Source organism: Streptomyces sp. NPDC002958 (genome assembly GCF_055563255.1).
The window spans coordinates 107,720-121,482 of sequence record NZ_JBVHDS010000010.1; the positions used below are offsets into that span (position 1 = coordinate 107,720).

11 protein-coding genes are annotated in these 13,763 nt (G+C 69.8%); 7 read left to right on the plus strand and 4 right to left on the minus strand.

Annotation, left to right across the window (positions count from 1 at the left end):
- The first annotated feature begins 220 nt into the window (after nucleotides 1-220).
- The 4 genes from ACZ3IC_RS19565 to ACZ3IC_RS19580 all read left to right on the plus strand — a co-directional run bounded on the left by ACZ3IC_RS19565 (nucleotide 221) and on the right by ACZ3IC_RS19580 (nucleotide 5,798).
- Nucleotides 221-1,672, plus strand: coding sequence for a Gfo/Idh/MocA family protein (locus ACZ3IC_RS19565; RefSeq protein WP_467417723.1), 1,452 nt, complete (start codon nucleotides 221-223; stop codon nucleotides 1,670-1,672).
- A 205-nt stretch (nucleotides 1,673-1,877) separates the two neighbouring features.
- Nucleotides 1,878-3,782 carry an ABC transporter transmembrane domain-containing protein gene (locus tag ACZ3IC_RS19570; RefSeq protein WP_467417725.1) on the plus strand — a complete coding sequence of 635 codons (1,905 nt, stop codon included), beginning with the start codon at nucleotides 1,878-1,880 and terminating at the stop codon, nucleotides 3,780-3,782.
- Nucleotides 3,779-5,560 (plus strand): ABC transporter ATP-binding protein, encoded by a 1,782-nt coding sequence (locus tag ACZ3IC_RS19575; protein ID WP_467417727.1) that lies wholly within the window; start codon nucleotides 3,779-3,781, stop codon nucleotides 5,558-5,560. The genes ACZ3IC_RS19570 and ACZ3IC_RS19575 overlap by 4 nt, the downstream gene beginning before the upstream one ends.
- A gap of 70 nt (nucleotides 5,561-5,630) precedes the next feature.
- The gene (locus ACZ3IC_RS19580; RefSeq protein WP_467417729.1) at nucleotides 5,631-5,798 is read left to right on the plus strand and encodes a hypothetical protein; all 168 of its coding nucleotides are present in this window, start codon (nucleotides 5,631-5,633) and stop codon (nucleotides 5,796-5,798) included.
- Between the two features lie 26 nt (nucleotides 5,799-5,824).
- On the opposite strand, the gene ACZ3IC_RS19585 is transcribed toward ACZ3IC_RS19580, so the two are convergent.
- Nucleotides 5,825-6,616: a metal-dependent hydrolase gene (locus tag ACZ3IC_RS19585; protein ID WP_467417731.1), complete on the minus strand. Its 792-nt coding sequence runs from the start codon at nucleotides 6,614-6,616 to the stop codon at nucleotides 5,825-5,827.
- A gap of 138 nt (nucleotides 6,617-6,754) precedes the next feature.
- On the opposite strand from ACZ3IC_RS19585, the gene ACZ3IC_RS19590 reads away from it, so the two are divergent.
- Nucleotides 6,755-9,268 carry a DEAD/DEAH box helicase gene (locus ACZ3IC_RS19590; RefSeq protein WP_467417733.1) on the plus strand — a complete coding sequence of 838 codons (2,514 nt, stop codon included), beginning with the start codon at nucleotides 6,755-6,757 and terminating at the stop codon, nucleotides 9,266-9,268.
- Between the two features lie 46 nt (nucleotides 9,269-9,314).
- A complete protein-coding gene (locus ACZ3IC_RS19595) occupies nucleotides 9,315-10,187 on the plus strand; it encodes an acyl-CoA thioesterase (protein WP_467417734.1) in 873 nt (290 codons plus the stop codon).
- Between the two features lie 12 nt (nucleotides 10,188-10,199).
- Here the strand turns inward: ACZ3IC_RS19595 and ACZ3IC_RS19600 are convergent, their stop codons facing one another.
- The 3 genes from ACZ3IC_RS19600 to ACZ3IC_RS19610 form a co-directional block, all read right to left on the minus strand.
- Nucleotides 10,200-10,439, minus strand: coding sequence for a DUF6011 domain-containing protein (locus ACZ3IC_RS19600; protein ID WP_467417735.1), 240 nt, complete (start codon nucleotides 10,437-10,439; stop codon nucleotides 10,200-10,202).
- A 35-nt stretch (nucleotides 10,440-10,474) separates the two neighbouring features.
- Complete coding sequence (locus ACZ3IC_RS19605; RefSeq protein WP_467417737.1) at nucleotides 10,475-10,771, minus strand: SHOCT domain-containing protein; 297 nt, start codon at nucleotides 10,769-10,771, stop codon at nucleotides 10,475-10,477.
- Nucleotides 10,772-10,860: 89 nt separating this feature from the next.
- On the minus strand, nucleotides 10,861-11,307 hold the full coding sequence (locus ACZ3IC_RS19610; protein ID WP_467417739.1) for a DUF6325 family protein: 447 nt from the start codon (nucleotides 11,305-11,307) through the stop codon (nucleotides 10,861-10,863).
- A 436-nt stretch (nucleotides 11,308-11,743) separates the two neighbouring features.
- On the opposite strand from ACZ3IC_RS19610, the gene ACZ3IC_RS19615 reads away from it, so the two are divergent.
- On the plus strand, nucleotides 11,744-13,513 hold the full coding sequence (locus ACZ3IC_RS19615; protein WP_467417741.1) for a cation:proton antiporter: 1,770 nt from the start codon (nucleotides 11,744-11,746) through the stop codon (nucleotides 13,511-13,513).
- Nucleotides 13,514-13,763: the final 250 nt, after the last annotated feature.

The following is a 13,763-nucleotide window of genomic DNA, read 5'->3' on the forward strand; positions in this document are numbered from 1 at the left end:
GTAGGACGGACCTGACGCACCTGCCGGTCCTGACGATGTCCTCAATCGCCGGGCGGGCTCGGTTTCCGGGCCCGCCCGGCTTTTGCATGGGCACGAAAGTCCATGGTTTCGGAACAGGAGTCCAATCACTGCCCTTGCGCATCAGCAGTTCCGACGACCAAGGTCCTTACCGAAGTTCATTCATCAGCCGCGCACGTCAGACCCCCCTTCTGGAGGATCGATGAACGACGCAGCACAGCAGAACGACGGTACGCAGGACGGCGACGAAGGATCGATGAGCCGCCGCTCGGTCCTGTGGACGACCGCTGGAGTGGCCGGCGCCGGGCTCGGGCTCGGCGGCCTCGGCAGCGGCACCGCAGCCGCCGCCCCCGCCCGGAGCCGGGAGGCCGCTGTCACGGATCAGGCGGCCGTTCCGAAACGCCGGGGACGCACCATGGTGGGGGTGCCGTTCGACCGGCGCTCCACCGTCCGGGTCGGCATCGTCGGCCTCGGCAACCGTGGTGGCGGCATGATCGATCTCTTCCTCGCCGTCAGCGGCGTTCAGGTCGTCGCAGTCTGTGACCCGGTGAAGGCCAAGGCCGAGCGGGCGGCTGCCAGGGTGACGGCCGCCGGTCAGCCGGCGCCCGCCGTCTACACCAACGGCGAGGACGACTACGAGAATCTCTGCAAGCGCGGGGACATCGACTTCGTCTATGTGGCGACGCCCTGGGACTTCCACTTCGAGATGGCGAAGACCGCCATGCTGAACGGCAAGCATGTCGGGGTGGAGTGTCCGATCGCCCTCCAGCTCGACCAGCTCTGGGAGTTGGTCGACCTCTCCGAGCGCACCAGACGCCACTGCATGCAGCTGGAGAACTGCTGCTACGGGCGGAACGAGATGCGGGTGCTGCGCATGGCGCATGCCGGTCTGTTCGGTGATCTGCTGCACGGCGCGGGCGCGTACAACCACGATCTGCGTGGTCTGATGTTCGATCCCGGGTACTACGAAGGTCCCTGGCGCCGACTGTGGCACACCAGATTGCGCGGCGATCTCTACCCCAACCACGGCTTCGGTCCGGTCGCCAACTACATGGACATCAATCGCGGCGACCGTGCCGTGAGCATCACCAGCATGGGTTCCCCGTCTCTGGGGCTCGCCGAGTACCGCGAGAAAAACATGCCGGCCGGTGATCCGAGCTGGAAGGAGACCTATATCGAGAGCGACCGGACGATCAGTCTCGTCCAGACCGCCAAGGGACGGGTCATCCGGCTGGAGCACGATGTGTCCACTCCGCATCCGTACTCGCGGATCAACAGCCTCGGCGGTACGAAGGGTGTCTTCGAGGACTACCCAGCCCGCATCTATATCGAGCCCGACCACACCAACGACAGCTGGGGCGACTTCTCGAAGTACACCCAGTGGGACCACTGGCTGTGGAAGGAACACGCCAACCCGCCCGGCGGTCACGGCGGTATGGACTACATGCTGGTGTTCCGGCTGATGCAGTGCATGCGGCTCGGCCTCGTCCCCGACTTCGATGTGTACGACGCGGCCACATGGACGTCACCCGTACCGCTGAGCCATCTGTCCATCAAGGCGAAGGGCGCACCGCAGCAGATACCTGACTTCACGCGCGGTGAGTGGAAGAAGGCCCGCTCCGGGATGGACTCGGAGAATCCGGAAAAGGCCTGACCGGCCGACACCACGGGTTGCGGGGACCGGCCCGGTTCGACCGGGCCGGTCCCCGCAGGGCCTCCCCGCCCGCCCGCATCGCGACCATGGCGCGATAAGTACCGTTCGTCGAGAAAATCGATTGCTCCGACGGGCCTTGCGGGGTGAACCTTGCACGGTTTGAGTCATTCACCGAACAAACCGGCACACCGAACCATGGGACGTCATGCAGATTCGCGATCTTCCGTACTCGGATCCTGGCGAACCCGATGTCAGGTCAGGCCCACGCTTCCTGCTCTGGCTCGGCCGCAACCAGCTCCGCGGCCAGCTCAAGTCCATGTCCTGGGGGCTGTTGCACCAGTGCTCCATCGCCGGTCTGCCGGCTGCCGTCGGCTTCGCCGTGCAGGCGGTCGTGGACCATTCGGGCAGCCGGCTCGCGTGGGCGGGCGGCCTGATCGCGGTGCTGGGTGTGCTGATCGCGCTGGGCGACACCATGCTCCACCGGACCGCCATCACCAACTGGATCACCGCCGCCGCGCGCGTTCAGCAACTGCTGGCCCGTAAGACCGCGGAGCTCGGCTCGGCGCTGACCCGGCGGGTCGCCGCGGGCGAGGTCGTCGCGGTGTCCACGGGCGACGTCGAGAAGATCGGCTGGTTCGTCGAGGCGCTCTCCCGCTTCGCGGCGGCAGCTGCCGCCCTCGTACTGATCTGCGTGGGGCTCATCCTCTATCTGCCGTCACTGGGCGCCCTGGTGGCGCTCTCCATGCCGCTGCTGGCCCTGGCCGTGCTGCCGCTGCTCCCCCGGGCCACCCGGCGCGCCGACCTCCAGCGCGAAAAGGCGGGCAAGGCCACCGAACTGGCCTCGGACACCGTGGCCGGGCTGCGGGTACTGCGCGGAATCGGCGGCGAAGAGCTGTTCCTGGGCCGCTACCGGCGCGCGTCGCAGGAGGTCCGCAAGGCCGCGGTGCGCAGCGCGCAGATGTGGTCGCTGATCTCGGCGATCCAGGTGCTGCTCCCGGGCGTGCTGCTCATCTCGCTGGTCGTGTACGGGGCAACCCTGGCCCGTGACGGCCGGATCGAGGTCGGTCAGCTGGTCACGGTGTACAGCGCGGCGACGCTGATGCTGTTCCCTTTGCGTCACTTCGAGGAGATCGCGATGGCGTACTCCTTCTCGCGGCCGTCCGCCCAGCGTGCGGTCCGGGTGCTCTCGCTGCGCCGCACGACCCAGTCGTCGACCGTTGACGCCACACCGACCGGCGATCTGTACGACCCGGTCACCGGGCTGATGGCCCCGGCCGGGCTGTTCACCGCGGTGGTCTGCGGCGATCCGGACGAGGCGGGCCGGCTGGCCGACCGGCTCGGCGGACACGCGCACGTGGACGCGGGCTCCCGGGCGAGCGCGGGCGCGGATGGAGACGCGGCGGAGAACGGGGCGCACGCGGCGGAGGACGGGGCGGAGGACTGCACGCACGACGCATCGACGGAGCGTGAGACCCCGTCCGTCGTGCTCGGTGGCGTACCGCTGGACGAACTCCCGCTGGATGTGGCGCGGACCGCCGTACTGGTCCAGGACAAGGACCCGGTACTGCTCTCCGGCACGCTGCGCGAACTGCTCGATGTTCCGTCGTCCGGCCGGGTGACCGCCGAGGACGCACTGTCCGCCGCCGAATGCGGTGATGTGCTGGACTCATTGGCGCAGGCGTCCGTCGCCACGGACGGCGACCCGATGACGACTCGCATCACCGAACGCGGCCGGTCGCTCTCGGGCGGCCAGCGCCAGCGGCTCGCACTGGCCCGCTCCTTGGTGACCGACCCGGAGGCGTTGGTTCTCGACGAGCCGACCTCCGCCGTCGACTCGCACACGGAGGCCCGGGTCGCCGCCGGAATCAAGGCCCTGCGCAAGGGCCGTACCACCGTGGCGTTCGCCTCGTCACCGCTGCTGCTCGACCTCGCCGACCGGGTGGTGCTGGTGCACCGGGGCGCTGTCGTCGCGGTCGGCGCGCACCGTGAACTCCTGCACACGGACCCCCGCTACCGGGCGGTCGTGACACGCGAGACGGACGACGAGATCGCGGCCCTCACCTCTCAGGGCGCGGTCAGGACGATCGAGGAAATCGAGGAACGGGCATGATCGGCGTCGCAGAACCGGCGTACGACCCGGCCGCGCCGGAGTCGGTGACGACCCTGCCGGTCGGCACCCCCACCACCGTACGGAGCTATGTACGGGAACTGCTGCGGCGCCACCGCAGGCCGTTCACCGTGCTCATCTCGTTCAACGCCATCGCGGTGATCGCCTCGATCGTCGGCCCGTATCTGCTGGGCGGGCTGGTCGAGGACCTCTCCGACGGCGTCACCGACCTGCATCTGGAGCGCACCGCCGGGGTGTTCGCGCTCGCGCTGATCGTGCAGACCGTGTTCACCCGGATGATGCGCCTGCGCAGCGCGATGCTCGGTGAGGAGATGCTGGCCGATCTGCGCGAGGACTTCCTCGTACGGTCGGTCGGGCTGCCACCGGGTGTGCTGGAGCGGGCCGGGACCGGTGATCTGCTCTCCAGGATCACCACGGACATCGACCGGCTGGCCAATGCGATGCGCGAGGCAGTGCCTCAGCTGGCGATCGGTGTCGTGTGGGCAGGGCTGCTTCTGACTGCGCTCACCATGACGGCTCCGCCACTGGCGCTGTCGGTGCTGATCGCCCTGCCGGTCCTGACCCTCGGCTGCCGCTGGTACTTCAAGCGGGCACCGTCCGCTTACCGTTCGGAGGCCGCGGGATACGCCGCGGTCGCGGCAATGCTCGCGGAGACCGTGGACGCCGGGCGGACCGTCGAGGCGCACCGTCTGGGTGCGCGCCGGGTGGCGCTGTCGGACACACGCATCCGGCAATGGACTGCGTGGGAGCGGTACACACTCTTCCTGCGTTCCGTGCTCTTCCCCGTCATCAACGTCACCTACGTGACGATTCTCGGCGCGGTGCTGATGCTCGGCGGCTGGTTCGTCATCGAGGGCTGGCTGTCCGTGGGACAGCTGACGACGGGTGCGCTGCTGGCGCAGATGATGGTCGACCCGATCGGCCTGATCCTGCGTTGGTACGACGAGTTGCAGGTCGCACAGGTGTCCCTGGCCCGGCTGGTCGGCGTACGGGACATCGAACCGGACGCGGGCGATGCGGAGGTCGTCCCGGACGGCCGGGACGTACGGGCCGACGAGGTGCGCTTCGGTTACCGCGCCGGGCTCGACGTCCTGCACCAGGTGTCGTTGGACATCGCACCGGGGACGCGCCTCGCGCTGGTCGGCCCGTCCGGTGCCGGCAAGTCCACGCTGGGCCGGCTGCTGGCCGGGATCTATGCCCCGCGCACGGGTGAAGTCACGCTCGGTGGCGCGGAGTTGTCACGGATGAAGGCGGAGCACGTACGTACGCATGTGGCGCTGGTCAACCAGGAGCACCATGTGTTCGTCGGCTCGCTGCGCGACAACCTCCTGCTGGCCCGTACCGGCGCCGAGGACGCCGAGCTGTGGGCGTCGCTCGCGGCGGTCGACGCGGACAGCTGGGCAAAGGCCCTGGAGAACGGGCTGGACTCCGAAGTCGGCTCCGGCGGCTTGGCACTGACACCTGCTCAGGCCCAGCAGATCGCACTGGCCCGGCTGGTCCTGGCCGATCCGCACACACTGGTGCTGGACGAGGCGACATCACTGTTGGACCCGCGGGCCGCCCGGCACCTGGAGCGTTCGCTGGCCCGGGTGCTGGACGGCCGTACGGTCGTGGCGATCGCCCACCGGCTGCACACCGCACACGACGCGGATGTGATCGCGGTGGTCGAGAGCGGCCGGATCTGTGAACTGGGCAGCCATGACGAGTTGGTGGCGGCGGACGGTGCCTATGCGGCGCTGTGGCGGTCCTGGCACGGCTGAGGAGCCTTGTCCTTCGCCGCCCCGGGGATGGGCGACGCTCGGCACCTGCGGGATGTCCTTGGGCCCGGCGATGAGGACATCATCCGAAGTCGGTGAGGAAGCCGCGGGCGGTGAGTGCCGGTACGCGGGGCTGGTCGACGGTGTACACGTCGATCGCGACCGGCTCGACGGGGACGGTCCGGGAACGGCCAAGGAGATCGTGCCGGCACACCGGCTGGTGCCGCGCGAGTCGGCCTGAGCGTTCCGCCGGTCGGAATCCGGCGGTCAGATGAAGTTCAGCGCCGCCGCCCCGCTCACGCCCCCGAGCACCATGAAGGCCGGCATCAGCACCTTCAGCTCCACCCAGCTGCCGGCCCGGAACCGCATGGCCTTCGGCGGCCCGATCGGGTACCAGCGCTTGCGGCCCAGCGGGATCGGCCACAGGATCGGGCAGCCGGAAACGGTCAGCGCGTCGCCGATGTCGTGGACGAGGGCGCCGAGCACAATCGGCAGCCCGAGCCACAGGTACTCCTGGCCGGGGGCGCTGAACAGCCAGTCCGAGCCGTTCCCCGGCTGGTCCAGGACGCCGGCCAGGATCCAGGCGCTGGTCGCGCCGAGCAGCCACACCAGGACGTCACTGGACATCCTGGCGGCCCGCCACAGCAGTCCTTCGACTGCGAGCACCATGTGGACGAAGAGGATCGCGAGGACCGCCCACCGGCCGCCGGTGATCGCCGCGGCGGAGGCCCCGGCGCCGATCAGGACCGCCCACAGCCAGGTGTGCGTCAGGGTCCGGTGGCCGCCGTTCCTGCGCGGGTCCCCGGAACCCCGGGTCGCCTTGTACACAGCGTGCGAGAGCTTGTCGACGATCTCGCAGAGTCCCCGGGAGACAGGCCCGAAGGCGCGCGAGATGGTCGCGGACTTGTGGTCGAGGTCCGGGGCCAGCGCTGCTCCGGCGGTGATCAGCGCACCGACGACCAGGACGGGCCACGGCATCGCGTGGCCGGCGGCCGCCGCCGCCGCGCCCACCCCCAGCCAGGCCGCCGCCCCTGACAGAGAGTGTGCCGGTCCCATCATGGTTCTTCCCGCCCCCAAAATCGTCCTGCTGCCATCGCCGCCCGGGCACGGCCGAGTTGAGTGGGCAGCGTATCGTCCGTGATCTTCATACGATCGTCCGGTTCCCTCATCCGGGCGGAAGGCAGGCAAGATGGGGGCGTGACCCTTATCGATCAGCTGCCCCCGACCGACGACCCCGACGCCCTCTTCGAGGCTTTCTCGTCATGGACGAAGACGCAGGGCATCACCCTCTATCCCGCTCAGGAGGAGGCGCTGATCGAGGTGGTCTCCGGCGCGAATGTGATCCTTTCCACTCCGACCGGCTCCGGTAAGAGCCTGGTCGCGGCGGCTGCGCACTTCACCGCCCTGGCCCAGGACAAGGTCACCTTCTACACCGCGCCGATCAAGGCACTGGTCTCGGAGAAGTTCTTCGACCTGTGCAAGCTGTTCGGTACGGAGAACGTCGGCATGCTCACCGGTGACGCCTCCGTCAACGCCGACGCCCCGGTGATCTGCTGCACGGCCGAGGTGCTGGCCTCGATCGCGCTGCGCGACGGGAAGTACGCCGACATCGGCCAGGTCGTGATGGACGAGTTCCACTTCTACGCCGAGCAGGACCGCGGCTGGGCCTGGCAGATCCCGCTCCTGGAGCTGCCGCAGGCCCAGTTCGTCCTGATGTCGGCCACCCTCGGTGACGTGAGGATGTTCGAGGAGGACCTGACCCGCCGCACCGGCCGCCCCACGTCCGTGATCCGCTCCGCGACCCGGCCGGTCCCGCTCAGTTACGAGTACCGGCTGACCCCGATCACCGAGACCCTCACCGAACTCCTGGAGACCAGGCAGTCGCCCGTCTACATCGTGCACTTCACCCAGGCCGCGGCCGTCGAGCGGGCGCAGTCGCTGATGAGCATCAACATGTGCACGAAGGAGGAAAAGGAGAAGATCGCCGATCTGATCGGCAACTTCCGCTTCACCACCAAGTTCGGCCAGAACCTCTCCCGCTATGTGCGGCACGGCATCGGGGTGCACCACGCAGGCATGCTGCCGAAGTACCGGCGCCTGGTGGAGAAGCTCGCCCAGGCCGGCCTGCTGAAGGTGATCTGCGGTACGGACACCCTCGGCGTCGGTGTCAACGTACCCATCCGCACCGTGCTGTTCACGGCGCTCACCAAGTACGACGGCACCCGGGTCCGTACGCTGCGCGCCCGTGAGTTCCACCAGATCGCGGGCCGGGCGGGCCGGGCCGGATTCGACACGGCGGGTTTTGTCGTGGCGCAGGCGCCCGAGCACGTCATCGAGAACGAGAAGGCTGTCAAGAAGGCGGGCGACGACCCCAAGAAGAAGCGCAAGGTGGTCCGCAAGAAGGCCCCCGAGGGCTTCGTCGCCTGGTCGGAGACCACCTTCGACAAGCTGATCCAATCCGATCCGGAGCCGCTGACCTCCCGCTTCCGGGTCACGCACACGATGCTGCTGTCCGTGATCGCCCGTCCCGGCAATGCCTTCGAGGCGATGCGGCATCTGCTGGAGGACAACCACGAGCCGCGCAGGGCGCAGCTGCGTCACATCCGCCGAGCCATCGCGATCTACCGCTCGCTGCTGGACGGCGGTGTCGTGGAGCAGCTCGACAAGCCGGACGCGGAGGGCCGTATCGTCCGGCTCACCGTCGATCTCCAGCAGGACTTCGCGCTCAACCAGCCGCTGTCCACCTTCGCGTTGGCCGCGTTCGACCTGCTGGACCCCGATTCCCCCTCGTACGCGCTGGACATGGTCTCCGTCGTCGAGTCGACGCTCGACGACCCGCGGCAGATCCTCGCCGCCCAGCAGAACAAGGCGCGCGGCGAAGCGGTCGGGCAGATGAAGGCGGACGGTGTCGAGTACGAGGAGCGGATGGAGCTGCTCCAGGACGTCACGTACCCGAAGCCGCTGAGCGAGCTGCTGTGGCACGCGTACGACGTGTACCGCAGGAGCCACCCGTGGGTGGGCGACCACCCGGTGTCGCCGAAATCCGTGATCCGGGACATGTACGAACGAGCCATGACCTTCACCGAGTTCACCTCGAACTACGAGCTGGCCCGCACCGAGGGCATCGTGCTGCGCTATCTCGCGAGCGCGTACAAGGCTCTGGAGCACACCATCCCGGACGACATCAAGTCCGAGGACCTGGAGGATCTGATCGCCTGGCTCGGCGAGATGGTCCGTCAGGTGGACTCCAGCCTCCTCGACGAGTGGGAGCAGCTCGCCAACCCGGAGGTGGAGACCGCCGAGGAGGCGCAGGAGCGGGCCGACGAGGTGAAGCCGGTCACGGCCAACGCCCGCGCTTTCCGGGTGCTGGTCCGCAACGCGATGTTCCGCCGGGTCGAGCTGGCCGCGCTGGACAAGGTCGGCGAGCTCGGCGAGCTGGACGGCGACGCGGGCTGGGACGAGGACGCCTGGGGCGATGCGATGGACGCCTACTGGGACGAGTACGACGATCTGGGCACCGGTCCGGACGCCCGCGGTCCGAAGCTGCTGAAGATCGACGAGGACGCCGCGCACGGTCTGTGGCGGGTCCGGCAGACCTTCGCCGACCCGAACGGCGACCACGACTGGGGCATCAGCGCGGAGATCGATCTGGCCGCCTCCGACGAGCAGGGCCGGGCCGTCGTCCGCGTCACCTCCGTCGGCCAGCTGTGAGAACGTACACCGTGGCGGCGGCGCCGCGAGAGTGGAGACGAAGCGCATGACGAACCCCGCCGAGCGCCTGGTCGATCTGCTCGACCTGGAGCGGATCGAGGTCAATATCTTCCGCGGGCGCAGTCCCCACGAGTCCCTGCAGCGGGTCTTCGGCGGGCAGGTCGCCGGGCAGGCGCTGGTGGCAGCCGGCCGTACCACCGACGGGGACCGGCCGGTCCACTCGCTGCACGCCTACTTCCTGCGTCCGGGGCGTCCGGGTGTGCCGATCGTCTACGACGTGGAGCGCATCCGGGACGGCCGGTCGTTCACCACCCGCCGGGTCACGGCCGTACAGCAGGGCCGGACGATCTTCAATCTGACGGCGTCCTTCCACCGGCCGGAGGAGGCAAGCTTCGAACACCAGCTGCCGCCCGCACGCGAGGTCCCCGACCCCGAGGAGCTGCCGACCGTCGCGGAGGAAGTGCGTGAGCACCTCGGGGCGCTCCCGGAGGCGCTGGAGCGCATGGCCCGTCGGCAGCCCTTCGACATCCGGTACGTCGACAGGCTGCGCTGGACGCAGGACGAGGTCAAGGGTGCGGACCCGCGCAGCGCGGTCTGGATGCGTGCGGTCGGCCCGCTGGGCGACGACCCGCTGGTGCACACCTGTGCGCTGACGTACGCCAGCGACATGACGCTGCTCGACGCGGTCCGTATCCCGGTGGAGCCGCTGTGGGGTCCGCGCGGTTTCGACATGGCGTCGCTGGACCACGCGATGTGGTTCCACCGGCCGTTCCGGGCGGATGAGTGGTTCCTCTACGACCAGGAGTCGCCGGTCGCGACGGGTGGACGAGGGCTGGCGCGCGGGCGGATCTACGACCGCGGGGGCAATTTGCTGGTGTCCGTGGTGCAGGAGGGGCTGTTCCGCCGCCTGGGCGAGTAGCCGTGCCCCGGCTCAGGTGCCGGGGAGCGGGTCCTGCTCGACCTCGTGGCGGCGGGTGCGGATGTCCGGGGGCGCCGGGTGCAGTTTGGCGTCGCAGGCGGGGCCGAGGCCGGTGCGGCGTGACTCCGTACCGGTGAGCGGGCGGCCGCACATGCGGCAGCGCACCACCCGTCGGCGCGCGGTCCGGTCGGGCGGACCGTCCTCGGGCAAGGGCTCGATGCCGGATTCGGGGAAGGGCTCAGCGGACTCCACGAATCGATCTTCTCAAGGTGGCGCGCCCGGACCGGTCAGGGGGCGAGGATCCTGGCCTTCTGAGCCGCGAACTCACTGTCGCTCAGCACTCCTTGGCTCTTGAGGTCGCCGAGCTCCTTGAGCTGGGCGATCTTGTTGCTCATCTCGTCCTCCGGCGCGAGAGACGTGGGAGCGGGCGGCAAAGGCGCTGCGGGGGCGGGCTGGGCCTGTGCCTGGACGGCGTCCTGCTGCGCCCAGCGGCCTGCCTGCCGCCGGGAGACCCGGTTGGAGACCGAGGTGGCGGTTCCGGCGATCACCGCTGTACGGGCGACACCTCGAAGAAGGCCTGGCATGGTGCATCTCCTTTGACTGGCTCTGCGGGGGCGGTCGGCCCGGCCGGGACTCCGCGGGAAGCGGCCGGGTCGACGGGGCCGTGATCGGCTCAGACCCTGGACTCGGCCGCGTCGAGCGAGGCCAGGACCTCCTGGATCGGGATACGCCCGTTGGCGACGAGCCGGCCTCCGGAGCGGCGGAGGGCGGCCGCGAACGGTCCCGCCCACACGTTCTCGTAGATGAGGATCCCGGCGGCGCTGCCGGGTTCGAGAACCGCGCTCGCCTCGTCGATTTCGTCCTGTCCGAGCAGGCCCGAGGACACCCCTTCGAACACGGCGAGGTCATCGCTGCCGTCCCCGGTCAACTCGGAGATTTCCACGCCCTCGACCGTTCCGTCCTGGTTCTTTCTGACGAAGATCAGATCCAGGATCCGGATGATGCCCCGGTCGACCAGGTCGACCAGCAGGGGCATTCCTTCGCCCGTCATTCGGCTTTCCGCCGGGAACTCGACCACCAGGTAGTCGATCGGTCCCGTCTCGTAGCTCTCGCCACTCACGCCAGCTCCTCAGAATCTCGACTGCCCCGGTTCCGCCGGAGACCACGGCCTCCGCCATTGCAGCAGCGGGCGGACCGGAACGCATCTCGGTCATGGATGCGGACGGGCGTGGGCCCGGATGACTCCATTGGACGGACAGCGGATACCGCCCATGGCCGAGTGGTGCGAGCCGCACCCCTCCTGTCCCCCGCCGCCGCGGATGGTGGTCACGCGCGGACGGTCCGCGTGGCGGGCCCAAATTCCTGCGGAGTTCCGGCGCCACCGCGCGCTCAGGACGGGAGACAGCGATGGCTTCACCTGCCGACGCGGGCCGGCAGCGGCTGCCACTGGTCCCCTACCGCCGGACGGGTGACCCGTCGGACATCACCGACGGCATGACTCCCCCGGCGGAAGCTGCCCCCGTTCGAGTGGCACGGCGGCCGAAGGAGGCACAGCCGTGACAGCCGACCACGTCCTGGTAGGTGTGGGGCTCATCGTGGTGCTGGCGGTCGGCTCCCAACTGCTGGCGAGCCGGCTGCGTGTCCCCGCACTGCTGATCCTGCTACCGGTCGGCTTCACCGCCGGGGCCCTGACGGACGATGTCGGCCCCGGGAAACTGCTGGGCGTCGCCTTCTCCCCACTGGTCTCTTTGGCCGTGGCGGTGATCCTCTACGACGCCGGGCTCGGCCTGGACATCAAGCGGCTCCAGGGCCATACGCGCCGCATCGTGGTCCGGCTGATCTGGCTCGGGGCGCTCCTCACCTGGGTGTCCGCCGCGTTGTTCGCCATTCCGGTGCTGAACATGTCCAAGGGCGCGGCCGTGATGCTGGGAGCGATCCTGGTCGTGTCCGGGCCGACGGTCGTCGGGCCGCTGCTCAACTTCGTACGGCCCACCGAGCGCCTGCAACGGATCCTCATCTGGGAGGGCTCCCTGATCGACCCGGTCGGCGGCATCCTGGCGGCGCTCGTCTTCCATGGCGTCGCCGCGAGTGAGCACCGGGGCTTCGGGGACCAGTTGGCGCAGTTCTCGGCCAGCGTCGCAGTGGGAGCGGTGGGCGGCGCGGTCGGCGCGTGTCTGCTGTGGCTGCTGCTCCGTCATGTGCGGCTGAGCGAGGAACTGGCGGCCTCGGCGCAGCTCGCCGCCGTGATCGGCATCGCGGCCGCCTGTGACGCGCTCCGCGACGACTCGGGACTCATCTCCGCGGTCGTCATGGGGATGGCCATGGCGAACCTGCCGGGACTGGACATTCCGGCGCGTCGGCCGTTCCTCGACACACTGGTCTCGCTGATCATCGGTCTGCTGTTCATCTCCATCTCGGCCACGATCACCCCGGCCTCCCTGCGGCATGTGGCGCTGCCCGCGCTCGCCCTGGTCGCCCTCCTGGTCCTGGTGGTCAGACCGCTCGTGGCGCTGGTGGCGACCGTCGGCACCGATGTCCGCGGCGGGGAACGGTGGTTCATCGGGTGGATGGCTCCCCGTGGCATCGTCGCCGCGGCGACCGCCTCCACGTTCTCGGCCACTCTGGTGGCGCATGGCATCGACGGCGCCGAACGGATCCTGCCCGCTACGTTCGTGGTGATCGTCGCCACCGTCATGCTGTACGGCCTGACGGCGCTTCCCGTAGCCCGGCGGCTCGGCGTGCTGCGCCCCGCACGGTCCCGGCCACTGCTGGTCGGCGGTGCCCCCTGGGCGGTGGACCTGGGGCGTGCGCTCAGTGCGGCCGGTCTGGACGTGCTGATGTGGGCGGGTGCCGGCCGGCAGCGGGCGCGGATCGAGGAGGCCGGGCTGGCCCTGGCACCGGGCGAGCTCCTCGCGGCGGCCACCGGGGCCGGGGCGGAGCTGGAGGGAATCACCGGCGTGCTGCTGCTCACCGAGGAGGACGACTTCAACGCACTCGCCGCCATGACCCTGCGGGAGAGCGTCGAAGGTCCGGTCCACCGTCTCGGGCCGCCCGCCGACAGCCAGGGCGTGGTGGCGCCGTACACCGGGGGCGAGCCCCTCTTCGGTGCGGGACTGACCGGGCCGGAGCTGGCCCGCCGGTACGAGGCCGGGGCCCGGGTGGTGACCCATCGGGTCGACGGAGCCGTCCCGGTGGGGCACGACGTGCTGTTCGTCGTCCGCCCGGACGGGCGGCTCGCGCCGGTCACGAACATCCACATGCCCACCGCGCAGCCGGGCGACATCGCCGTCCTGCTGAGTCCCCCGCCCCGGCGCCCGTCGGCCTGATCACCCACCGGACCGGGTCCCTGCCGCCGTCGGTTGCGCTCGCGGGCGCGGACCTGCTCGGGCAGGCCCGTGGTCGCCGCGGCGGCGGGTGCGACAGGGGGCTCCTGGTGCCGCGGGGCCTGGATTGCTGTGCGTGTCGGCTGCGGTGTCAGCGGAGGAGAGACCGCCCGGCACATGCGGTACGGGTCTGTCCGGCGGCGCCGGGGCAGGATTCGTGGAAGCGCGGCCTGCGCGCACTGCACCTGGACCC

Bases quoted from the DNA above. Each gene is read 5' to 3' on its own strand.
- ACZ3IC_RS19565 (WP_467417723.1), top strand. From the start codon at position 221: ATGAACGACGCAGCACAGCAGAACGACGGTACGCAGGACGGCGACGAA.
- ACZ3IC_RS19570 (WP_467417725.1), top strand. From the start codon at position 1,878: ATGCAGATTCGCGATCTTCCGTACTCGGATCCTGGCGAACCCGATGTC.
- ACZ3IC_RS19575 (WP_467417727.1), top strand. From the start codon at position 3,779: ATGATCGGCGTCGCAGAACCGGCGTACGACCCGGCCGCGCCGGAGTCG.
- ACZ3IC_RS19580 (WP_467417729.1), top strand. From the start codon at position 5,631: ATGAGGACATCATCCGAAGTCGGTGAGGAAGCCGCGGGCGGTGAGTGC.
- ACZ3IC_RS19585 (WP_467417731.1), bottom strand. From the start codon at position 6,616: ATGATGGGACCGGCACACTCTCTGTCAGGGGCGGCGGCCTGGCTGGGG.
- ACZ3IC_RS19595 (WP_467417734.1), top strand. From the start codon at position 9,315: ATGACGAACCCCGCCGAGCGCCTGGTCGATCTGCTCGACCTGGAGCGG.
- ACZ3IC_RS19605 (WP_467417737.1), bottom strand. From the start codon at position 10,771: ATGCCAGGCCTTCTTCGAGGTGTCGCCCGTACAGCGGTGATCGCCGGA.